General features: G+C 71.8%; 22 protein-coding genes and 1 pseudogene. 10 read left to right on the top strand and 13 right to left on the bottom strand.

Annotated elements, in window-relative coordinates:
• The first annotated feature begins 91 nt into the window (after positions 1-91).
• A complete protein-coding gene (locus BU204_RS33605) occupies positions 92-1249 on the top strand; it encodes a cystathionine gamma-synthase (protein ID WP_075129841.1) in 1158 nt (385 codons plus the stop codon).
• 13 nt (positions 1250-1262) lie between these two features.
• Here BU204_RS33605 and BU204_RS40975 read toward each other — a convergent pair whose 3' ends face one another.
• The 5 genes from BU204_RS40975 to mca form a co-directional block, all read right to left on the bottom strand.
• Positions 1263-1514, bottom strand: coding sequence for a hypothetical protein (locus BU204_RS40975; RefSeq protein ID WP_198943084.1), 252 nt, complete (start codon positions 1512-1514; stop codon positions 1263-1265).
• A gap of 232 nt (positions 1515-1746) precedes the next feature.
• On the bottom strand, positions 1747-2349 hold the full coding sequence (locus BU204_RS33595; RefSeq protein ID WP_075129839.1) for a hypothetical protein: 603 nt from the start codon (positions 2347-2349) through the stop codon (positions 1747-1749).
• A 136-nt stretch (positions 2350-2485) separates the two neighbouring features.
• The gene (locus tag BU204_RS33590; RefSeq protein ID WP_075129838.1) at positions 2486-4492 is read right to left on the bottom strand and encodes a thioredoxin domain-containing protein; all 2007 of its coding nucleotides are present in this window, start codon (positions 4490-4492) and stop codon (positions 2486-2488) included.
• 47 nt (positions 4493-4539) lie between these two features.
• The gene (locus BU204_RS33585) at positions 4540-4830 is read right to left on the bottom strand and encodes a hypothetical protein (protein ID WP_075129837.1); all 291 of its coding nucleotides are present in this window, start codon (positions 4828-4830) and stop codon (positions 4540-4542) included.
• Complete coding sequence (mca, locus tag BU204_RS33580) at positions 4827-5708, bottom strand: mycothiol conjugate amidase Mca (protein ID WP_075129836.1); 882 nt, start codon at positions 5706-5708, stop codon at positions 4827-4829. The genes BU204_RS33585 and mca overlap by 4 nt, the downstream gene beginning before the upstream one ends.
• Positions 5709-5842: 134 nt before the next feature.
• On the opposite strand from mca, the gene BU204_RS33575 reads away from it, so the two are divergent.
• A complete protein-coding gene (locus tag BU204_RS33575; RefSeq protein WP_075129835.1) occupies positions 5843-6283 on the top strand; it encodes a DUF4307 domain-containing protein in 441 nt (146 codons plus the stop codon).
• Positions 6284-6457: 174 nt separating this feature from the next.
• Positions 6458-6955, top strand: coding sequence for a transcription elongation factor GreA (gene greA / locus BU204_RS33570; RefSeq protein WP_143229928.1), 498 nt, complete (start codon positions 6458-6460; stop codon positions 6953-6955).
• A 99-nt stretch (positions 6956-7054) separates the two neighbouring features.
• On the opposite strand, the gene BU204_RS33565 is transcribed toward greA, so the two are convergent.
• Positions 7055-7549: an Lrp/AsnC family transcriptional regulator gene (locus BU204_RS33565; RefSeq protein WP_075129833.1), complete on the bottom strand. Its 495-nt coding sequence runs from the start codon at positions 7547-7549 to the stop codon at positions 7055-7057.
• Positions 7550-7663: 114 nt separating this feature from the next.
• On the opposite strand from BU204_RS33565, the gene hppD reads away from it, so the two are divergent.
• The 4 genes from hppD to BU204_RS33540 all read left to right on the top strand — a co-directional run bounded on the left by hppD (position 7664) and on the right by BU204_RS33540 (position 11564).
• The gene (gene hppD / locus BU204_RS33560) at positions 7664-8851 is read left to right on the top strand and encodes a 4-hydroxyphenylpyruvate dioxygenase (RefSeq protein ID WP_075129832.1); all 1188 of its coding nucleotides are present in this window, start codon (positions 7664-7666) and stop codon (positions 8849-8851) included.
• A gap of 33 nt (positions 8852-8884) precedes the next feature.
• Complete coding sequence (locus BU204_RS33555) at positions 8885-9973, top strand: transcriptional regulator (protein WP_075129831.1); 1089 nt, start codon at positions 8885-8887, stop codon at positions 9971-9973.
• On the top strand, positions 9973-10524 hold the full coding sequence (locus BU204_RS33550; protein ID WP_075129830.1) for a flavoprotein: 552 nt from the start codon (positions 9973-9975) through the stop codon (positions 10522-10524). The genes BU204_RS33555 and BU204_RS33550 overlap by 1 nt, the downstream gene beginning before the upstream one ends.
• A gap of 680 nt (positions 10525-11204) precedes the next feature.
• A complete protein-coding gene (locus BU204_RS33540; protein WP_075129828.1) occupies positions 11205-11564 on the top strand; it encodes a HEAT repeat domain-containing protein in 360 nt (119 codons plus the stop codon).
• Here BU204_RS33540 and trhA read toward each other — a convergent pair.
• Positions 11561-12187 carry a PAQR family membrane homeostasis protein TrhA gene (trhA, locus tag BU204_RS33535; RefSeq protein WP_075129857.1) on the bottom strand — a complete coding sequence of 209 codons (627 nt, stop codon included), beginning with the start codon at positions 12185-12187 and terminating at the stop codon, positions 11561-11563. The two genes, BU204_RS33540 and trhA, sit on opposite strands and share 4 nt — an antisense overlap.
• A 93-nt stretch (positions 12188-12280) precedes the next feature.
• Complete coding sequence (locus BU204_RS33530) at positions 12281-12718, bottom strand: CoA-binding protein (protein WP_075129827.1); 438 nt, start codon at positions 12716-12718, stop codon at positions 12281-12283.
• 37 nt (positions 12719-12755) lie between these two features.
• On the opposite strand from BU204_RS33530, the gene BU204_RS33525 reads away from it, so the two are divergent.
• From BU204_RS33525 to BU204_RS41670, 3 genes and pseudogenes are all read left to right on the top strand, one after another.
• Complete coding sequence (locus BU204_RS33525) at positions 12756-13547, top strand: isoprenyl transferase (protein WP_269844680.1); 792 nt, start codon at positions 12756-12758, stop codon at positions 13545-13547.
• A gap of 337 nt (positions 13548-13884) precedes the next feature.
• Positions 13885-15222, top strand: a complete 1338-nt coding sequence (locus BU204_RS33520) for a PhoH family protein (RefSeq protein ID WP_075129825.1) — start codon at positions 13885-13887, stop codon at positions 15220-15222.
• A 45-nt stretch (positions 15223-15267) separates the two neighbouring features.
• A pseudogene (locus tag BU204_RS41670) lies at positions 15268-15921 on the top strand (DUF998 domain-containing protein); the annotation flags it as partial.
• Positions 15922-15978: 57 nt separating this feature from the next.
• Here the strand turns inward: BU204_RS41670 and BU204_RS33510 are convergent.
• The 5 genes from BU204_RS33510 to BU204_RS33490 form a co-directional block, all read right to left on the bottom strand.
• Positions 15979-16617: a response regulator gene (locus BU204_RS33510; RefSeq protein ID WP_075129823.1), complete on the bottom strand. Its 639-nt coding sequence runs from the start codon at positions 16615-16617 to the stop codon at positions 15979-15981.
• A gap of 12 nt (positions 16618-16629) precedes the next feature.
• Entirely contained in the window at positions 16630-18090 is a 1461-nt protein-coding gene (locus tag BU204_RS33505; protein WP_075129822.1) for a sensor histidine kinase, read from the bottom strand.
• A 126-nt stretch (positions 18091-18216) separates the two neighbouring features.
• Positions 18217-18693: a phosphatase PAP2 family protein gene (locus BU204_RS33500; protein WP_143229926.1), complete on the bottom strand. Its 477-nt coding sequence runs from the start codon at positions 18691-18693 to the stop codon at positions 18217-18219.
• 180 nt (positions 18694-18873) lie between these two features.
• On the bottom strand, positions 18874-20313 hold the full coding sequence (locus BU204_RS33495) for a GuaB1 family IMP dehydrogenase-related protein (protein ID WP_075129821.1): 1440 nt from the start codon (positions 20311-20313) through the stop codon (positions 18874-18876).
• Between the two features lie 9 nt (positions 20314-20322).
• Positions 20323-20829, bottom strand: coding sequence for a hypothetical protein (locus BU204_RS33490; protein ID WP_075129820.1), 507 nt, complete (start codon positions 20827-20829; stop codon positions 20323-20325).
• Between the last annotated feature and the right edge of the window lie 107 nt (positions 20830-20936).

Here is a 20936-nt window from a genome sequence, read left to right as displayed (position 1 = left end):
GCCAGGTGCCCACCGGCGTTCTCCTTTGTTCCCGCTCACCCGTCTGTTCCCAGATCATGGGATCTCGAGTGCTGAGCCGTACCCTGGTGCCATGGCGGACGACGTGAGCCGATGGGGCTTCGAGACTCGTGCTATTCATGCTGGTCAGCGGCCTGATCCGCAGACCGGTTCGGTCATCGTGCCGATCTACGCCACGTCCACCTTCGCCCAGGACGGCGTGGGTGGACTGCGGGCGGGCGGGTACGAGTACTCCCGCACCGCCAACCCGACTCGAACCGCTCTCGAGGAGGCGCTCGCCTCCCTGGAGGGCGGCCGGCACGGGCTCGCGTTCGCGTCCGGCATGGCCGCGGCCGACGTCGCCCTGCGGTCCCTGGCCCGTCCGGGCGACCACGTCATCCTCGGCGGCGACGCCTACGGCGGCACGTTCCGGCTGCTGGACAAGGTGCTCGCGCTCTGGGGCGTGGAGTACACGACGATCGACCTGGCCGACGTCGACGCCGCCCGCGCCGCCGTCCAGCCCAACACCAGGGTCATCTGGTGCGAGACCCCGACCAACCCGCTGCTCGGTATCGCCGACATCGCGGCGCTCGCGCAGGTCGCGGCGGTCTCCGGGGCGCGGCTCGTCGTCGACAACACCTTCGCCACGCCCTACCTCCAGTCGCCGCTGGGCCTGGGCGCCGACGTCGTGCTGCACTCGACGACGAAGTACCTAGGCGGCCACTCGGACGTGGTCGGCGGCGCGCTGATCACCTCGGACGACGAGCTGCACGAGCGGTTCGGCTTCCTGCGCAACGCGGTCGGCGCGGTACCCGGCCCGTTCGACGCCTGGCTGACCATGCGCGGGGCGAAGACCCTGGCGCTGCGGATGGAGCGGCACAGCGACAACGCCGAGCGCGTGGTCGAGGCGCTGGTCGGGCACTCCCGGGTGACCAAGGTCTACTACCCCGGGCTGCCGGACCACCCCGGCCACGAGATCGCCGCGAAGCAGATGCGCCGGTTCGGCGGGATGGTGTCGTTCGCCGTGGCCGGCGGCGAGGAGGCGGCCCTCGAGGTCGTCAGCCGCACGAAGCTGTTCATCCTGGGCGAGTCGCTGGGCGGCGTCGAGTCGCTGATCGAGCACCCGGGCCGGATGACCCACGCCAGCACGACGGGCTCGCCGCTGCAGGTGTCCGGGGACGTCGTACGGCTCTCGGTGGGCATCGAGGACGGCACCGACCTGGTCGGTGACCTGCTGGAGGCTCTGTCGTGACCGTCGGCGCCGCTCAGGGCGCCTGAACCACCCGGTCGTCGCCGGCCAGCTCGTTGATCGCGGGCTCGGCCGGCTCCGGCGTGTTCTGGTACTTGTCGGGGTTCGGCAGGCGGGCGGGGTCGATACAGCTGTCGACCAGCTCGACCTGCCCGTCGTCGTGCTGCACGTAACGGCCCGGGTCGCCGCACCCCGCCTGGTGCACGGTGAACACCGCGACCCCCGCCAACGCCACCGCTGCCACCGACGCGCCGGCCAGCGGAAGCACACCCGCAACTCGAGACCCCACGGCCATCGCTGCAACCCCATCCACGCTGTGTGAGGCCGAGAATACCCGTCCCCGGAAAAATGCGCGGCCACAGGCGTCGATCCGCTTCGACTACCGATGCCGCCGCCCGGCTACCGGGAGGTGAGCGAGCGTGCGGAGCGCCGGAGGTGAGCCGGCGCCCCGCACGGCGGTTTCGCGCTCCTGGCGGTGCGGAGCCCGCGTTGTCGAACGCCTAGAGCTCCGGCCCCTTGGCCCGCAGGTCGTCCACCTTCGACATGGCCGAGCGGAGCTCGGTCAGCCACTCCTCGGCGTGCTCGCCGACCAGGCGGACCGCCCAGGCGAGGGCCTCGGAACGGGAGCGGGCCACCCCCGCGTCCACCAGGGTGTCCAGGATCAGCCGCTCCTCCTGCCGCAGCCTCGTCATCACCGGCACCGACAGCGTCGTGAACAGCTCCTCGGTCTCACCGAGGCGTGCGCCCCACGCCACCTTGCGGCCGTAGCGGTGCTCGGCCTGCCGGGCGATCTCGATCCGCTCCTCCCGCGTCTCCTCGCGAAAGCGGCTGATCCGGCCGGACTCGGCGGCCGACCTGGCCGCCTCGTCGGCGAACTCGCCCTCCAGCGGCGGGAGCTGGCCCACCACCGTGATCTCCTCGCGGTCCACGACCACCATCGGCGGCTCGGTGAACCAGCCGTCGGGCAGCCGTCCGCTGAACCACGCCGACGCGTCGTCCGCCGACGGCAGGTCCGCCTGCTGCCACCCGCCGCGACCCCGGCCCCGGCCACCCGGCCCGCCCCAGCCGCGACCGGGACCCCACCGGTGTCCTCTCGGTCCCATCTGCTCATCCACCCCGCATTGTCCGAACATGGCAGCCTCCGTACGGCTGACTTACATGATTACATCGATACTCAGCTTACTGCGCGCAGGCGTCATCGCCAGGATGTTCACTGCGGGTGGACGAGCAGGGTGCGGCTCAGGCGAGGGCGGCCAGCAGGTCGGCGACCTCGGTGACCGGGCGGTCGCAGACGTAGCCGTGGCACACGTAGGCCGCCGGTCGGCCGTCCACCAGCGGGCGGTCGGCCAGCAGCGGCGTCGCCCCCGGCGCTCCGGCCTGGACCACCGCTCCGCCCGGCGCGTGCCGGATCGCGGCGTCGACCAGGGCCGTGAACCGGTCGTCGGTCTCCTCGCCGACGACGGCCACCTGCAGCGGGCCGGCGGCCAGCGCCTCGGCCACCGAGAGCCAGTGGCCGCCGAACCGCGGCGCCCGCTGGGCGAGCACGCCGGCCCGGGCGACGGCCGCCTCGCACCGTTCCCGGTAGGTCCCCGCGCGCTCCGGGCCGACCAGCGCCGACGCCGTGAGCAGGGCCGAGGCGGTCGCCGACGCGCCGGACGGACTCGCGTTGTCGCTCGGGTCGGAGGGACGCCACACCAGCGCCGCGGCGTCGTCGGCGGTGTCGTGGAAGGCCCCGTCGTTCTCCCGGTCGGCGAAGTGGTCCAGCGCGACGTCCAGCAGCGTCGTCGCGACCTCGAGCCAGCGCGCCTCCGCGGTGGCCTGGTGCAGCGCGAGCAGTCCCTCGGCGAGGCAGCCGTAGTCCTCGAGCACCCCGGCGGCCTCGCCGGCCACGCCGTCCCTGGACGCCCGGCGCAGGCGGCCGTCCACCAGGTGCAGCGAGGTCACCAGCTCCGCCGCCCCGGCGGCGGCCGCCACCCACCTCGGCTCGCCCAGGGCGGTCCCGGCATAGGCGAGCGCGCCGATCGCCAGGCCGTTCCACGCCGTCACGACCTTGTCGTCGCGCCCTGGCTGGGGACGGCGGTCGCGGGCCGCCAGCAGCGCCTCCCGCACCCGCGCCCAGCGGGCCGGGACCTCCGGCTCGCGCAGCATCCGCAGGGTCGACGTGCCGTGCTCGAACGTGCCGGCCTCGGTGACGCCGAGCAGCTCCGCGGCCCAGGCCCCGTCGTCGGCCCCCACCACCTCGCGGAGCTGGGCGGGGGTCCAGGCGTAGGTCAGGCCCTCGACACCCTCGGTGTCCGCGTCCAGCGAGGCGGCGAAACCGCCTTCGGGGGTGCGCAGGCGCCGGAGCAGGAACTCGGCGGTCTGAGCGGCGACCTCCCGGTGCCGCGGGGAGCGCGTGCGCACCGCGAGGTGGGCGTAGAGCCGCAGCAACAGGGCGTTGTCGTAGAGCATCTTCTCGAAGTGCGGCACCACCCAGCCCGCGTCGACGCTGTACCGCGCGAAACCGCCGTCGAGCTGGTCGTTGATGCCGCCGTCGGCCATCGCGTCGGCCGTTCCCCGCACCATCGACAACGCCTCGACCGAGCCGGTGCGCTCGTGGTGGCGCAGCAGGAACTCCAGCACCATCGAGGGTGGGAACTTCGGTTCGGTGCCGAACCCGCCGTGCTCGCGGTCGTACTCGGGCAGCATCGCCGCCGCCGCGCCGGCCAGCACCTCGGCGTCCACCACGGCCGGGGGGAGAGCGGCGGTCTGCTTGGCCAGCTCGTCGACGATGCGGCCGCCGGCCTCGCGGACGTCGGCGTCGCGGGAGGTCCAGGCGTCGTGCACGGCCCGCAGAACCTGACCGAACGAGGGCATCCCCGGTCGCGGCAGCGGCGGGTAGTAGGTACCGCAGTGGAACGGTGCGCCGTCCGGGGTCAGGAAACAGGTCATCGGCCAGCCGCCGTGGCCGGTCATCGCCTGGGTGGCGGTCATGTACACCGCGTCGACGTCGGGGCGCTCCTCGCGGTCCACCTTGATGTTGACGAACCAGGCGTTCATCATCTCGGCGGTGCCGTCGTCCTCGAAGGACTCGTGTGCCATGACGTGGCACCAGTGGCAGGCCGCGTAGCCGACCGAGAGCAGCACCGGCACGTCGCGCCGCCGGGCCTCGGCGAACGCCTCCTCCGACCACGGCCGCCAGTCCACCGGGTTGTCGGCGTGCTGCAGCAGGTACGGGCTCGTCGCGTCGGCCAGCTGGTTCGCCATGGCCCCACCCTCTCAAACCGCGGCGGGGACGGTCGAAGGCGCGTCGCTCAGCTCTTGGGGGTGTCCTCCGCCGAGTCCTTCCCCGAGGGCGTTGACGCCTGGTCCTCGCCGGCCTTCTCCTCGGGCGGGTCGAAACTCTCGGGGATGCGCTTGAGGTGCTTGGTCATCGACCGGACGAGCAAGGCGACGGCGACGAAGAACAGCAGCAGCACCAGCAACGCGACCGGGGACGACTTGCCGAAGTCCTCGCCCCGGCCGCCCGGGTCCTCCTCCGTGGTGGGCGGCTGGGCGACCAGGGACACCGTGACGGCGCCCTGGTCATGCCCGAGCAGTGTCATGCATGCACCTTCTCGCTGATCCCGGAGAACAGGTCGTCCTCCGGTAACGTCGTGTCCACCAGGGACCGCACGAGCTCGTACTCCTCGAACGGCCAGACGTCCCGCTGCACCTCGAGCGGCACGGCGAACCACCGGCTGTTCGGGTCGATCTGGGTGGCGTGGGCGAGCAGTGCGGCGTCCCTCTTCTCGAAGTATTCCGCACATTCCACCCGGGTGGTGACGCGGGCGGCGACATCGCCCCGCGAGGAGTCCCACTTCTCCAGCCACTCGGTGTACGGCGACTCCATGCCCCGGGCGAGCAGCGCGTCGTGCATCGCCTGCATGCGGGTGCGGGAGAAGCCGTGCGAGTAGTACAGCTTCAGCGGGGTCCACGGCTCGCCGGACTCGGGGTACAGGTCCGGGTCGCCCGCGGCGTCGAAGGCCGCTACCGAGACCTCGTGGCAGCGGATGTGGTCGGGGTGCGGGTACCCGCCGTTCTCGTCGTAGGTGATCACTACGTGCGGCTTGAACTCGCGCATGAGCTTGACCAGCGGGGGCACCGACTCCTCGAGCGGCACGAGGGCGAAGCAGCCCTCGGGCAGCGGCGGGAGCGGGTCGCCCTCGGGGAGACCGGAGTCGACGAAGCCGAGCCAGCGGTGCGAGACGCCCAGGATCTCGACGGCGCGGGCCATCTCCTTGCGGCGGTACTCGTTCATGTTCTCGAGCACCTCGGGGCGATCCATGGCGGGGTTGAGGATGTCGCCCCGTTCGCCGCCGGTGCAGGTCACGACCATCACCTCGTGACCCTCGGTCACGTACTTGACCATGGTGGCCGCACCCTTGCTGGACTCGTCGTCCGGGTGCGCGTGCACCGTCATCAGCCGCAGCTTCTCCGCCATGATCCCCTCGTCCTCCAGCGCTCACCCCGGACAGAACACCCCGTGCGTCTGCCGGATACTCGACCTGGTTGTACGAACCACGTCGTTCGGGTGCATTGTTCCCGGCAGGACCGACAATCGGGTGGAGGCCCAGCATGACCACCCCGACCAGAGCCAAGCTGGAGCAGCGCTACGGCACCCGGCCGCGGCCGACCTCGCGCAGAACCTACTTGCTTCTCTCGGTGCTCGCGATCCTGTTCGGTGGCGTCGTCGCCTGGGTCGGGTACGTCAACCTCGGCACCGCCCCCATCGAGACCCAGCAGACGCGCTTCGAGAACCTGCCGGACAACGCCATGCGCTTCACCTTCGAGATCAGCCGGGACGACCCGTCGCGGCCCGCGGTGTGCATCGTGCGGGTCCGGGTGCTCGACGGCAGCGAGGGCGGGCGCAAGGAGGTCCTCGTTCCGCCAGGTCCGACGTCGATGCTGGTCACGACCGTCGTCCGGAGCACGGAGGAGCCGGTCACCGCGAACGTCTTCGGCTGCTCTTATCAGGTCCCGGCATACCTGTCCACGACGCTGCGGCCATCAGGGTGAACTAGGTCAGGCGGCTGGAGAGAACCAGGCAAATCGGACAAGGCCAGCTCCGTATTCGTGATAGTCTGTCTTACCTGCACGGTCCCAGGGGGGCCGTGTTTTTCCGTTCGGGGTGTTCGCCGCCGCCCCGGAACTACCGGCCCGAATCCGCGGGTTCGGAAGTATGACGAGGAGTTGGTGACCGTGAGCGACACACAGGTGACCTGGCTGACCCAGGAGGCCTACAACCGGCTCAAGCAGGAGCTTGACGAGCTCGTTGACAATCGCCCGGTTATCGCCGCGAAGATCAACGCTAGCCGCGAGGAGGGGGACCTCAAGGAGAACGGCGGCTACCATGCGGCGCGCGAGGAGCAGGGCCAGGCCGAGGCGCGGATCCGCCACCTGCAGGAACTGCTGCGCAATGCGAAGGTCGGCGAGGCGCCGGCCAACGACGGGCTGGCCGAGCCCGGCAAGGTCCTGACCATCCGGTACGAGGGCGACAACGAGACCGAGAAGTTCCTGCTCGCCACCCGCGAGGAAGGAGCCGAGGGGGCCATCGAGGTCTACTCGCCGGAGTCACCGCTGGGCAAGGCGCTGTTGGGGGCCAAGGAGGGCGAAACCCGCTCGTACGAACTGCCCAACGGCAGCACGCAGAAGGTGACCCTGGTCAAGGCTGTGCCCTACGCGGGATAACGGCGGGAATTTCCCGCGTCAACGGCGTGCGAAACGGGCCTGTTTCCCATGAGGAATGGGCCCGTTTCGCATACTGGGCGCACTCTGTTTCGCCTGTCCTCAGGCGCGGGCGTCGGCGACCCGCTCCAGCAGTGGGCGAATTCTCGGTGGGACCGGAGTCGACAGCGCGATCGACGTGGCGGTTCTGCGGACCCAGTGCACGTCGACGACCTCGTCGATGACCCGCTGGAGGTCGGCGTTCGACCGCGCCACCATGCGCACCAGCAGATCACCCTCACCGGTTGTCGCGTGTACCTCGCACACCTCGTCGATCGCTGCCAGCCGCTCGGCGACCTCCGCCCGTCTCCCCTGGGAGATCTCCAGCACGGCGAACGCCGTCAGGCCGTAGCCGATCGCCGCCAGGTCGACCTCGGGCGGGAAGCCGCGTAGCACGCCCCGCTGCTCGAGGCGGTCCATCCGGGCCTGGACGGTGCCGCGGGCGACGCCGAGGCGCCGCGAGCACTCGAGCACCCCGATACGAGGTTCGTCGGACAGCAGGAGCAGCAGGCGCGCATCCAGCGCATCGAGTTCACTCACCTCGACAGAATGCCTCATCCTGCACCTCACTTCCCGGCGATTGCTGGTCAGTCTGACCAGTGAAGTCGGGGACAGTTGCGCAGACTGCCGAGCAGCCGGATCCTGCGGATACCGCAAGCAGGGAGGAACCCGATGACCGGCACCCTCGGCCAGAACAGGCAACTCGACGACGTGAGCTTCGACCAGCTGCGCCAGCTCGTCGGGCTCGTGGAACACGACGAGTCGAAGGACCCGTTCCCCGTCCGCGCGATGGACGCTGTCGTGTTCACCGTGGGGAACGCGACCCAGACCGCGTGGTTCTACCAGCTCGCGTTCGGCATGCGGCTCGTCGCGTACTCCGGCCCGGAGACGGGCAACCGCGACCACAAGTCGTTCGTGCTCAAGTCCGGTTCGGCCCGCTTCGTCGTCAACGGCGGCGTCGCGCCGACCAGCCCGCTGCACGACCACCACCGCAGGCACGGCGACGGCGTGGTCGACCTCGCCCTCGAGGTCGCCGACGTCGACCGCTGCATCGAGCACGCGCGGGCACAGGGCGCGACCGTGCTCGAGGAGCCCAACGACGTCTCCGACGAGCACGGCACCATCCGCCGCGCCGCCATCGCGACCTACGGCGAGACCCGCCACACGCTGGTCGACCGCTCCCGCTACACGGGTCCCTACCTGCCCGGCTATGTGGCCAAGGAGTCGTCGGTGCCCGCGCGCAAGCGTTTGTTCCAGGCGGTCGACCACTGCGTGGGCAACGTCGAGCTGGGCCGCATGGACTACTGGGTGGACTTCTACAACCGGGTGATGGGCTTCGTGAACATGGCGGAGTTCATCGGCGACGACATCGCCACGGACTACTCGGCCCTGATGAGCAAGGTCGTCTCGAACGGCAACCACCGGGTGAAGTTCCCGCTCAACGAGCCGGCCATCGCCAAGCGGAAGTCCCAGATCGACGAGTACCTCGAGTACTACGAGGGAGCGGGCTGCCAGCACATCGCGCTGGCGACCAACGACATCATCAGCACCGTCGCCGCCATGCGCGAGGCCGGCGTCGAGTTCCTGGACACCCCGGACTCCTACTACGACGACCCCGAGCTGCGAGCCCGCATCGGCGAGGTCCGGGTGCCGATCGAGGTGCTCAAGGAGCACCGCATCCTCGTGGACCGCGACGAGGACGGTTACCTGCTGCAGATCTTCACCCAGCCCGTCGGCGACCGCCCCACGGTGTTCTACGAGCTGATCGAGCGGCACGGGTCGTTGGGGTTCGGCAAGGGCAACTTCAAGGCGCTGTTCGAGGCCATCGAGCGGGAGCAGGAGCGCCGGGGCAACCTCTGACCCGGACCCCCGGCACCGCGCTAGCCTCGGCACATGCGCGGCGCCGGGGACCCGTTGACCATCGGCGAACGCGTCACCCTCACCGACCTGCTCGGCCAGCCGACGCTGCTCGAGGACGAGCACCGTGGTGACGACGTCCCCGCCGTCCGGGACGCGCTGATGGCTCCCCGGCGCTTGTCCAGGACGTTGTTCGCCGGGGTCGAGTCCGAGTACGTGGATCCGGCGCCGGTCGCCAGCTGGGCTGAGAACGCCTTCACGGACTACCAGGGCGGGCGGATCGGGCGGGTCGTGGCCGCGCTACCCCGCTTGATCGAGACGGCCCAGCGCATGGAGGCGGCCGGAGGCGACCGGCCCTACCGGCGCCGGTGCGCCGCGGTGTCCGCCCGCGTCCACCACCTGGCCGCGACGACGCTGGCGAAGATCGGCGAGGCTGACCTCGGCTGGATCGCCGCCGAGCGGGCGATGCAGGCCGCGGATATCGCTGACGATCCCCTGGTCCTGGCCTCCGCCGCACGCTCGGCCACCCACGCGCTTCTCGCCGTCGGTCGGTTCGAGGACGCCCTGCGGCTCGGCACCGCCGCCGCCGGTTGGCTGGCGCCGCGAATGAAGGACGGCGATCCCGCCGCCCTCAGCCTCTACGGCATGCTCCATCTCCGCTCGGCCATCGCCGCGGCCCGCCAACAGGATCGGAGCCTGACGAACGAGCTGCTCGCCAAGGCCGAAACGGCGGCTCACACGCTCGGCACCGACGCGAACCACTGGGCGACGGGCTTCGGTCCCACCAACGTCGCACTGCACCGGATCTCCGCCAGCCTCGACCTGGGCGACGTCCCACTGGTCGTGGAGCAGGCCGGTCGGGTCGACACCGGCTCGCTGCCGGTCGAGCGTCAGGTCGTGCACCTGATCGACTACGCCCGTGCCCTGAGCCTGCTGGCCAGGGACGACGACGCCCTACAGGTGCTGTGGTCCGCGGAGGAGAAGTCCCCCCAGCTCGTCCGGCACTCGGCACTCGCCCGGGAGGTCGTACGCACCCTCTACCGCCGCGCGCCCGTCACCGGCGGTCGCAGGTCCGCACTGCTGCTCGCGCTGGCGCAGCGGTGCCGCGCGGTGGACGAGAGCTGATGGCACCGGTCCTTGGCCTGGTCGGCTCGGCCGCCGGTGGCGTGGAGCGGCTCCTGCCGGAGCTGGTCGAGCCACTCCGACAACGCGGCTGGCGCGTGGCCGTGACACTCACTCCGACCGCCGCCACCTGGCTCGCGGCGACCGGTGACATCGAGCGGATCGAGCAGGCCACCGGCCTCCCGGTGCGGTGGAAGCCGCGGCTGCCCGGCGAGGAGAGGCCGCATCCACCGGTGGACTGCCACGCCGTGGTACCGGCGACCTCGAACACGGTCGCGAAGCTCGCGCTCGGTCTGGCCGACAACCAGGCCCTTACCCAGGTGTGCGAGGCGATTGGCCTGGGCACGGTGCCGGTCGTCGTGTTCCCCCGCATCAACGCGGCGCACGCCAGGCAGCCGGCCTGGGAGAGCCACCTGGCCGCGCTGCGGGGCGCCGGCGTCCACCTGCTCACCGGAGACGACGTCTGGCCCCTCCACGAGCCGCGCTCCGAACCCGGCAGAGACCTGCCGTGGCGCTCGATCATCAACGCCGTCCTCGCGGCCGTCGAGACCTGACACCATCCGGTGACCCGGACATTTTGTCCGGGTTGGTGGCGCCCGCCGCCGGTTCGCTGGTATGTGCCGGACCGGCCGACCGCACCGACGAGGGGGTGCTCTGGCTGGTCGTCGACTACCGGGACGACTGGCCGGGCTGGCCGGAGGGGATGGCCGTCACCGAGCCGCCGGTATGCCTGCCCTGCCTTCGGCTGTCGCTGGGGAGGTGCCCCGCGCTGTCCGGAGCCGCCGTCGCGTTCCGCGCGCGGGAGTTCCCGCTCGTCGGAGTGCGAGGGGGTCGCTATCTGGGCGGCGCGGTACCCCGCCACTGGGCGAGGCGATGGTGGCCTTCGACGACCCGGCCATCCGTTGGGTCTGCGCGACGAACCTGCTTCGCGAGCTGCGCGGCTGTACCGTCCTGCCCCTCGACCAGCTGGGTGGCTAGGCGAACATCGCCAGCCAGATGGCGATGTAGTGGGAGAGCGCCACGCCCGCCTACGACGACCCCGAGCTGCGAGCCCGCATCGGCGAGGTCCGGGTGCCGATCGAGGTGCTCAAGGAGCAGCGCATCCTGGTGGACCGCGACGAGGACGGTTACCTGCGAGGCCATCGAACGGGAGCAGGAGCGCCGGGGCAACCTCTGACCCGGGGCCCGTCGACAATCGGGTCCGCGTGGCGTTCCAGGCTCCTAGGCTGGGGCCATGAGCCGTACCTTCCGCGAGGCCATGTGGTTGATGCGGCGCCATGATCCGCAGCGTCGGGAGGACGGTTTCAACCTGCTGCGGCCAGTGGCGCACGAGCACGTCGACGAGTTGATCGAGGCGTTCCACGCGGAGCGTGATGACCACGGGCTGCGCTATTGGCTGCTGGAGCTGATCGGTGAGGCTCGGTCGGACACGGCACTGCCGGTGCTTGCCGCGCAGCTCGACGCCGACGACGAGTTGTTCCGCACCTGCGCTGAACGTAGCCTTCGGCTGCTCGACACCAAGGAGGCGCGGCGCCTCCTGTACGAGTGGAACCAGCGCGCGTCAGGTGACCACCGACGCGCGAACCGCGGCTAGGCGAACATCGCCAGCCAGATGGCGATGTAGTGGGAGAGCGCGGCCAGCACGGTCGCGGCGTGGAAGAACTCGTGGTGGCCGAAGACGTGCGGCCACGGGTCCGGCCAGCGGGTGGCGTAGAAGACCGCGCCGAGGGTGTAGAACAGTCCGCCGACCAGCAGGAGTACGAACGCCGCCACGCCCGCCTGTGCCAGCAGTTCCGGCAGCACGAACACCGCCACCCAGCCGAGCGCGATGTAGATCGGGGTTCCCAGCCACCTCGGCGCGTGCGGCCAGAGCAGCTTGAGCGCCACCCCGAGCACGGCCCCGCCCCACACCACCGACAGCACCACGTAGCCCGTCGGCTTGGGCATCGCGAGCAGGGAGAACGGGGTGTACGTTCCGGCGATGAAGAGGAAGATCATCGAGTGGTCGAGCCGCTTCATCCACGCGTGCACGCGGGTGGAGGACCACCAGCGCCGGTGGTAGAGCGCGCTCACGCCGAACAGGCCGAGCACGGTCGCGACGTAGATGGCCGTCGCCAGGGCGGCTGTCGCGGACACGGTCGACGCGGCCACCGTGACCAGGGTGGCGCCGGCGACCACCGACACCAGGAAGGACCAGTAGTGGATCACGCCGCGCATCCGCGGCTTGACCGGCCGGGGTTCGTTCACGATCGCGGAGGACACGCCACCAAGGTTACGGGACCGTAGGTTGTGCCCCCAGCGTGAAGAGGATCACGACCAGCCGACCACCTCCCGGTGCTCCACGGCGAGGCACCGGTCCATCACCACGTCCAGGCCGCCCTCGTCGGCGATCCGGGCGCCCTCCGCGGAGAGCACGCCGAGCTGCATCCACAGCGCGCCGGCGCCCAGCGCCACCGCCTCCCGGGCGATCGCCGGCACGTGTTCCGGCCGCCGGAACACGTCCACGATGTCCACCGGCTCCGGCAGCGCCGACACCGACGGGTACGCCGGCACGCCCTGCCACTCGCGCAGGCCCGGGTTCACCGGGAGGATCCGCAGCCCGCTCCGCGCCAGGTAACGCGCCACACCGAAGCTGGGCCGGCCCGGGTCCGCGGACAGCCCGACGACCGCGACGGTCCGCGCCTCGCGCACGAGCCGCTCGATGACCTCGAGGTCCTGCCACCGCGGGTCGATCTCGGTTCGCTGCATGAGCCCAGTCTGCTCCCCTGGCGTACTCTGCGGGAACGTGAGTCCTCGGTGGCGGCGCATCCGCAAGAAGGCATCCCGGCTCGTCTACGGCCTGTACGACCGGCGGCTGATGCAGCAGGCGGCCGGGCGCCACCCCCGCCACGTCGGCGTGGTGCTGGACGGCAACCGGAGATGGGCCCGCGAGGCCGGCTTCACCGACGTCGTCGACGGGCACCGGGCCGGCGCGCGGCGGATCCTCGACCTGCTGAGCTGGTGCCGCGAGTCCGACGTCGAGCTGGTCACGCTCTGGCTGCTGTCCACCGACAACGTCACCCGCCCGCAGGAGGAGCTGGCCCCGCTGCTCGAGGTCATCTCCGACGTGGTCGAGGAGCTGGCTGGGGAGGGCAACGCCTGGCGGCTGCGGATCATCGGCGCGCTCGACATTCTTCCCGAGGAGACCTCCGCGCGGCTGTCCTCCGCGGCCCAGCGCACCCTGGGCCGGACCGGCATGGAGGTCAACATCGCGGTCGGCTACGGCGGCCGGCGGGAGATCGCGGACGCCGTCCGCAAGCTGCTCCAGCAGCACGCCGAGAAGGGCAGCACGATCGAGGAGCTGGTCGAGGTGCTCGACGTCGACCACATCGCCGAACACCTCTACACCTCCGGTCAGCCCGACCCCGACCTCGTCATCCGCACCTCCGGCGAGCAGCGGCTGTCCGGGTTCCTGCTCTGGCAGTCGGCGCACTCCGAGTTCTGGTTCTGCGAGGCCTACTGGCCCGACTTCCGGCGCACCGACTTCCTCCGCGCCCTGCGCGACTACGCCATTCGGCACCGACGGTTCGGATCCTGAACGCCGCGTTAACGCCACGTTGAGTAATCATTTCGGGTGACGCAACCTCCATTGGCGTGCATCTGCACGTGCGTCACGAAATGAAAATCACCCGTGCCGTTCCCTGTCCGGTGGGACGGACCTTGGGTAGCGTCCGAAGTGAACGGGTCGTGCCCACGCGGCCCGTCCCGGGAGGCCCAGGTCGTGATAGCAACGATCGAGAGGGCCGGCACCCGGCCCTCGTGGGCGACGCGGTCGGCGTCGAGGAGGTCGAGACGCTGACCTGATCGCCCAGCCTGGGTGGGTGCCTGGCCCTACGAGGAGCGGACGTGGGTGTCGCGTTCGCGCAGGAGTAGCCGTGACCGCTTCGCGTTCCTCTGGAGGCCCGGGTGAGCTTCGCCGTACCTATGTTCTCGACACCTCCGTGCTTCTCTCCGATCCGTGGGCGGTGACCCGGTTCGCCGAGCACGCCGTCGTCCTGCCGCTGGTCGTCATCGGTGAGCTGGAGGGCAAGCGGCACCACCCCGAGCTTGGCTGGTTCGCCAGGGAGGCTCTCCGCCTGCTGGACGACCTGCGAGAACGTCACGGTCGGCTCGACCGGCCGATCCCCATCGGGCCGCACGGCGGCACCCTGCACGTGGAACTGAACCACTCCGACCAGACCGTGCTGCCGGCTGGTTTCCGGACCGACTCCAACGACGCCCGAATCCTCGCCTGCGCGCTGAACATGGCGTCGCACACCGAGGGCGTCGCGCTGGTCACCAAGGACATCCCGCTGCGGATCAAGGCGGCCTCGGTCGGCCTCGACGCCGACGAGTACCGGGCTCAGGAGGTCACCCCCTCAGGGTGGACCGGGATGGCCGACCTCGAGGTCTCCGCCGAGGCACTCGACGCGCTGTACCGGGACGGCGAGGTCGAGCCGGCGACGCACTCGATCGAGGTCGGCGACCTCCCGTGCAACACGGGGCTGCGGCTGCTCTCGGCCTCGGCGAGCGCGCTCGGACGCATCACCAAGGACAAGCAGATCGCCCTGGTCCGGGGCGACCGCGAGGCCTTCGGGCTGCACGGCCGGTCCGCCGAGCAGCGTGTCGCGCTCGACCTGCTGCTCGACCAGGAGGTCGGCATCGTCTCGCTCGGTGGGCGGGCCGGCACGGGCAAGTCGGCGCTCGCGTTGTGCGCGGGCCTCGAGGCGGTGATGGAGCGCAACCTGCACCGCAAGGTCGTCGTCTTCCGCCCGGTGTACGCGGTCGGCGGTCAGGAGCTCGGCTACCTGCCGGGTTCGGAGAGCGAGAAGATGCAGCCGTGGGCGCAGGCGGTGTTCGACACCCTCGGCGCCCTGGTGAGCAAGGCCGTGATCGACGAGGTGCTCGACCGCGGCATGCTCGAGGTGCTGCCGCTGACGCACATCCGCGGCCGTTCGCTGCACGACACGTTCGTGATCGTCGACGAGGCCCAGTCGCTCGAGCGCAACGTCCTGCTGACCGTCCTGTCCCGACTGGGCACCGGGTCGCGGGTGGTGCTCACCCACGACGTGGCGCAGCGCGACAACCTGCGGGTCGGCCGGCACGACGGCATCGCCGCGGTGATCGAGAAGCTGAAGGGGCACCCGCTGTTCGCGCACGTGACCCTGACCCGTTCCGAGCGCTCCCCGATCGCGGCGCTGGTGACCGAGATGCTGGAGGAGCACCTGTCCTGAGGGTGAGGTAGGGGTAGCCCCCGAGGCATTTCGGGAGTTTCCCGGATGGTTCGGGGGCTGCTCGCACGAGAGCGTCTAGTTGTGACCAACCTCGTGCTGTCCCCGCCTCGTGGAGCCGCCGTCGTCGGGCCGCGGCCGTCGGTTTTCGCCGTGCGGCTCGGCCTCGCCGGGATCGTCTGCTCCCTGCTGTTCATGACGAACCTGACGGTCACCGCCTGGGAGCGGATGAGCGTGCTCGACACGACGATGTCGGACTACGTGTTCGTGCCCGAGATCGGCTGGATGTTCGGCGCGGCGGTGTTGTGCATGTGCGTCGCGGGGATCGGCGCGATGGCCGGCCTGGCCCGGATCCACCTGCTGGGCCGCGGGGTGCTGCGGCTGGCGCTCGCGCTCGCGGTGCTCGGTTCGTTGCTGGCCGCGGTGTTCCCCACGGACCTGGGCGAGTCCCTGTCGACGTCGGCGCAGATCCACCGGTACTCCGCCGGCGTGGTGTTCTTCTGCCTGCCGATCGCCGTCGTGCTGGTGGCCCGGCAGCTGACCGGGGTGGCCTATCAGGTGCGGTACCGCCGGGCGCTGTACGCGAACGCGCTCGTCACGTCGGTGGTGCTCGCGTTGTTCATGACCAGCCACCTCGGCGTGATGCCGGAGGCGCTGCAGGAGCTCAACGGCCTGTTCCAGCGGCTGCTGTTCGTGCTCGAGCTCTCCCTGCTCGGCCAGTTGATCGTCCTGCCGCTGCGGTTCCGCGGCCCCGAGTCCCTACGGGATCAGACCGGCCTCGTAGGCGACGATCGCCGCCTGCACCCGGTTGCGCACATCGAGCCGCCGCAGGATCGTGCTGACGTAGACCTTCACCGTGCCCTCGACGACGTGGATCCTTTGCGCTATCTCGCCGTTGGACAGGCCGGCGCCGATGAGCCCCAGTACCTCACGCTCCCGGTCGGTGAGCTCCGCGACCCGGTTGCCAACCTCCAGCCGCGGCCCCGTACCCGAGAGGTGGTCGAGCACCCGCCGCGCCACCAGCGGTGAGAGGTAGGCGCCACCGCCGGCCACCGCCCGCACCCCCGCGATGATCTCCTGCGGGTCCCCGGTCTTGAGCACGAACCCGCCCGCCCCCTCGCCGAGCGCCCGGGAGATCGTCGCGTCGTCGGCGAACGTCGTCAGGACGAGCACCCCGGTTCCGGTGGGCCGGATCCGAGCCGCCGCGCCCAGCCCGTCGAGCTGCGGCATCCGCACGTCGAGCACCGCGACGTCCGGCCGGTGGGCGAGCACCAGGTCGACGGCCTCCCGCCCGGTCCCGCACTCACCCACGATCTCGATGTCCCCGGCGGTGGCGAGCACCGCCCGCACACCCACCCGGACGACGCCCTCGTCATCGGCGAGCACCACACGGATCACGGCGGCATCCTCTCAACGCTCCACCAGCGCCTTGCCGACGAGCCGCCCGTCGGCGAAGCAGACCCGGTAGAGGTCGTCCCCGCGCTCGGCAAACGGGTTGACCGCCACGCTGTAGTGCCGGCAGCCGCCGCTGTCGTCGGTGCGGGTCCGGCCGGGCAGGTGCGCGGTCTCCACCCGCTGCCCCACCCGCAACCGCTCGAACTCGGCGGGCGTGAGCCGCGAGGAGGCCGCGTCGAACACCACGTATCCGACCACCGCCCCCACCACCCCGATCGCGACCGCGGTCGCGACGACCACCGCCCGCCGCCCGCTCCGCCGCACCCCGCGCTCCGCCACCGCCCGGCTCGCCGCCGTCGACGCCGGTACCGCGGGCCGGCGCGGCAGGTGCGCGACCACCGCGAATCCGCCCCCGACCACCGGCCCCGCCTCGAACCGCCCCCCGACGAGCCCGACCCGCTCCGCCAACCCCACCAACCCGTGCCCACCAGCCGCGGTTGTCCACAACTGCTCCGGCCATCCACAGTTCGAGCCGCGACCCCCCACACCCCCACCCCCACCCGATACGCTGGCAAGGCGGGACGCCCCCGGGAACGGGTGGGGGATGGGTAACGCGCGGGAAAGCCCGTTTTCGCTGGTCACGTTCAGGTGGGTGCCGGTTTCGTCGTTCGTGAGGGCGATGGTGAGCGGGCTCGTGGGGGCGTGTTTGAGCGCGTTGGTCACGGCTTCACGTAGGACGCGACGGACGGTTCGGGTGATCACCGGGTCCTCGCTCTGTTCACCCGTCGTGCGCAGGGTCACGGCCAGGCCGGCCTGGCGGGCCGCGGCGACGGACTCCTCCACGGTCGGCTCCGGCAGCGCGCTCGACTCGGCGCGCAGTACGCGGACCGTGTCTGCCAGCCGCTCGGCGGCCGCGGTCACGCTCGTCCGCGCGGCTTTGGCCGTCTCCCGGTCCGGCCCGGCCAGGGTGAGCTCCAGCGCGCCCACCCGCAGCGCCGCGTTGGCCAGCTCATGGCCGATCAGGTCATGCATCTCGGCGGCCAGTCGGACCCGCTCGCGGCCGCGGGCCCGGTCCGCCGCCAGCTCCATCCGCTCGGCCTGGTCCCACCCGGCCGCTGCCAGCTGGGCGTACCGCGACCGGAACCGGCCCGTCGACCAGGGCACGAGCGCGAGCACGCCGACTCCCGCCAGCGCCGCGACCGCCGCGTCACCGCCCGCCGTCGGCAGGGCCGTAGCCGTCGTCGTGGCCGCGCCGAGCACCAGCACGACCGGGCCGGAGCCGCGATCGGCGGCGTGGCGGCCGGCGAGGTAGGCGACCAGGGCGACCCCGCCGGCCAGCCACACCCCGACCGAGCCGACCGAACCCGCCGCCCACGTCGCGACGGCCACCACCAGGGCGGCGTCCGGCCACCGCCGGGCGCCCACCACCGCGGCGCCGAGCACGGCGTACCCGACCACGAGCCAGGCGATCTGCATGCCGTCATCCTCCGGGACCAATCCCCGGGGTCGGGGGTGGGCGTCCAGGCGACGCGGCACGGGGGAGTCCTTCGATGCCCCGACCGGGCGGCGAGTTACTGGGGCCGCACGTCCTCGCGACCGCGATCAGCTGCGGCTGCCGACCCGCTGCGCCAGCGGGGTGACCGCCCTGGCCAGCAGGGGCAGCGGGAGTGCCACCGCCGCGCCGAGCAGCAGCCCGGCCAGGACGTCGTGCGGGTAGTGGGCCCCGACGAACACCCGGGACGCCGCGGCGAGCAGGGCCAGCGCCACCGCCGCCGCTCCCAGTCGCCGGGTCGACCAGAGGATCCCCACGGCCAACGCGCCCACGACAGTCGCGTGGTTGCTGGGGAACGACCAGTCGCCCACCGCCGGGCAGGACACGACGGTGGCCACCTCACCCAGCGCGCGGCACGGGCGCTCGACCTGCCAGCCTGCCTTCACCGCCTCGCTGACCAGGTAGGCCACCGCCGCGGCCGCCGGGGCCAGCGCGGCTCGGGCCAGCGCCGGACCGTCCCGGCGGGCGCGCCAGCAGAGCACGGCGACCATGGTGGCGAGCACCACCACCAGCCCTTCGGTCAGCACCGCCGCCGCGTGCCCAACCAGGCCGGGGAGCGGGCCGCGAACGCGACCACCTCCAGGTACAGCTCCGCGCTGACGTCCGGGACGTCCGGCACTTCCACGCTCTGTCGCATGGCGCCGAGGCTAGGAAGATCAACGGCCGCGCACCGCTGTCGATCGGCAACAGCTGACCCTGTCGATCGGTTACCAGCCGCGCGGGCGCGGGGCGCCCTCGGCGAAGCCGGACGCGGACTGGGTACCGACGACCGCTCTGGCGTGGAACTCCTCGAGCGTGGTCGCGCCGGCGTAGGTGCAGGCCGAGCGGAGACCCGAGCAGATCGAGTCGAGCAGGTCCTCCACGCTCGGCGCGGTCGGGTCCAGGCGCATCCTCGAGGTCGAGATGCCCTCCTCGAACAGCGCCTTGCGGGCGCGGTCGAACGCCCCGTCGGCCCGGGTGCGGGCCGAGACCGCGCGCTTGGACGCCATGCCGAACGACTCCTTGTACAGCTGGCCCTGCTCGTCGCGCTGGAGGTCGCCGGGGGACTCGTAGGTGCCGGCGAACCAGGACCCGACCATCACCGTCGACGCGCCGGCGGCCAGGGCGAGGGCCACGTCCCTCGGGTGCCGCACACCGCCGTCGGCCCAGACGTGTGCGCCCAGCTCGCGGGCCGCGGCGGCGCACTCGAGAACGGCGGAGAACTGCGGCCGGCCCACCCCGGTCATCATCCGGGTGGTGCACATCGCGCCCGGGCCGACGCCGACCTTGACCACGTCCGCGCCCGCCCCGACCAGGTCGCGCACGCCTTCCGCGGTGACCACGTTCCCGGCCACCACCGGCAGCGACGGGTCGGTCGCGCGCATCGCCTTCAGCGCGGCCAGCATCTTCTCCTGGTGGCCGTGCGCGGTGTCCACGACCAGGGTGTCGACCTCCGCGGCGAGCAGCGCCTCGGCCTTGCCGGCCACGTCGCCGTTCACGCCGAGCGCCGCGGCCACCCGCAGCCGGCCCGACGCGTCGACGGCCGGCCGGTACAGCTCGGCCCGCAGCGCGCCGACCTCGGTGAGCACCCCGGCGAGCCGGCCAGCCCCGTCCAGGCCAAGCGCGAGCCGGGCGGCGCGCCCGTGCAGCCGGTCGAACACCTCCCGCGGCGGCGTGTCCAGCGGGACGGTGACCAGCTCCTCGGTGGCCACGTCCGCCAGCCGGGTGAACCGGTCGACGTCCTGGCAGGCGGCCTCCTCGACGACCCCGACCGGCTGCCCGTCCCCGTCCACGACGACCACCGCGCCGTGTGCCCGCTTGGGCAGCAGGTTCAGCGCGTCGGCGACCGAGTCGCCCGGGGTCAGCACCAGCGGGGTGTCCCAGACCGTGTGCCGGGACTTCACCCAGCGCACGATGTCGCCCACCACGGCCGGGTCGACGTCCTGGGGCAGCACCACCAGCCCGCCCCGGCGGGCCACGGTCTCGGCCATCCGCCGGCCGGCGACCGCGGTCATGTTCGCCACCACCACGGGCACGGTCGCGCCGGTCCCGTCCACGGTGGCGAGGTCGACGTCGAACCGCGACGCCACCGCTGAGCGGTTCGGCACGAGGAAGACGTCGTCGTAGGTCAGGTCGTACCCGGGTGTCCGGTCGTCGAGGAAGCGCACGACTCGACCCTAGGGCCTTCCAGCGGGGGCGAGCTGGAGCTCGCACGCATCCCGGATCTCCTGTTCGAGCTCGTGCCGTGGCCGGCCCCAGTCCGAACCCCACTCGTCCGACAGGTCGAAGATCTGGCCGAGCGGAAGCTCGATGACGCCGACCTCCCAGCCCGACGCTCGGAGGATCTCGATGACGCTGTCCAGCACCCACCGCTCGCCGACGCGGTTCTCCGCGAGCAGCCCGGCGAGCCTGACGAAAACCACCTCCGCCGCGGCGGTCACCGAGTTCGGGATCGGCGCGCCGCAGTTGGCGAGGGCGGCGGGCAGCAGGTCGTGGACCTCGTGCGGGTCCATCCCGCTCACACCGGCCAGGGCCGCGAGACTGTCCCCGTCGTGACCCAGGACAAGCCAGTGGGCCGCCCACAGCGGGATCCGTTCGGTCGCGATGAGGCCAAGCGTCACCCAGGCGGCGACCACGCTCGGGCTGGGGACTTCGCCGGAGTCGGGGTTGGGCCAGGCGCGCATGGCGCCATGTTTCCCTCCAGCCCGGGGTACGGACACTGGTTTTCGCCGGCAGGGCGTGTGCGCTAGACGAGTAAGTCCTAAGTCGGGGTGGTGCCTGGAGACGGACG

Origin of the sequence: Actinophytocola xanthii, assembly GCF_001921205.1 — a bacterium.
Lineage (GTDB): Bacteria > Actinomycetota > Actinomycetes > Mycobacteriales > Pseudonocardiaceae > Actinophytocola > Actinophytocola xanthii.
Note: the sequence above shows the minus strand (reverse complement) of the source record. Positions and strands in the feature narration are given on the sequence as shown.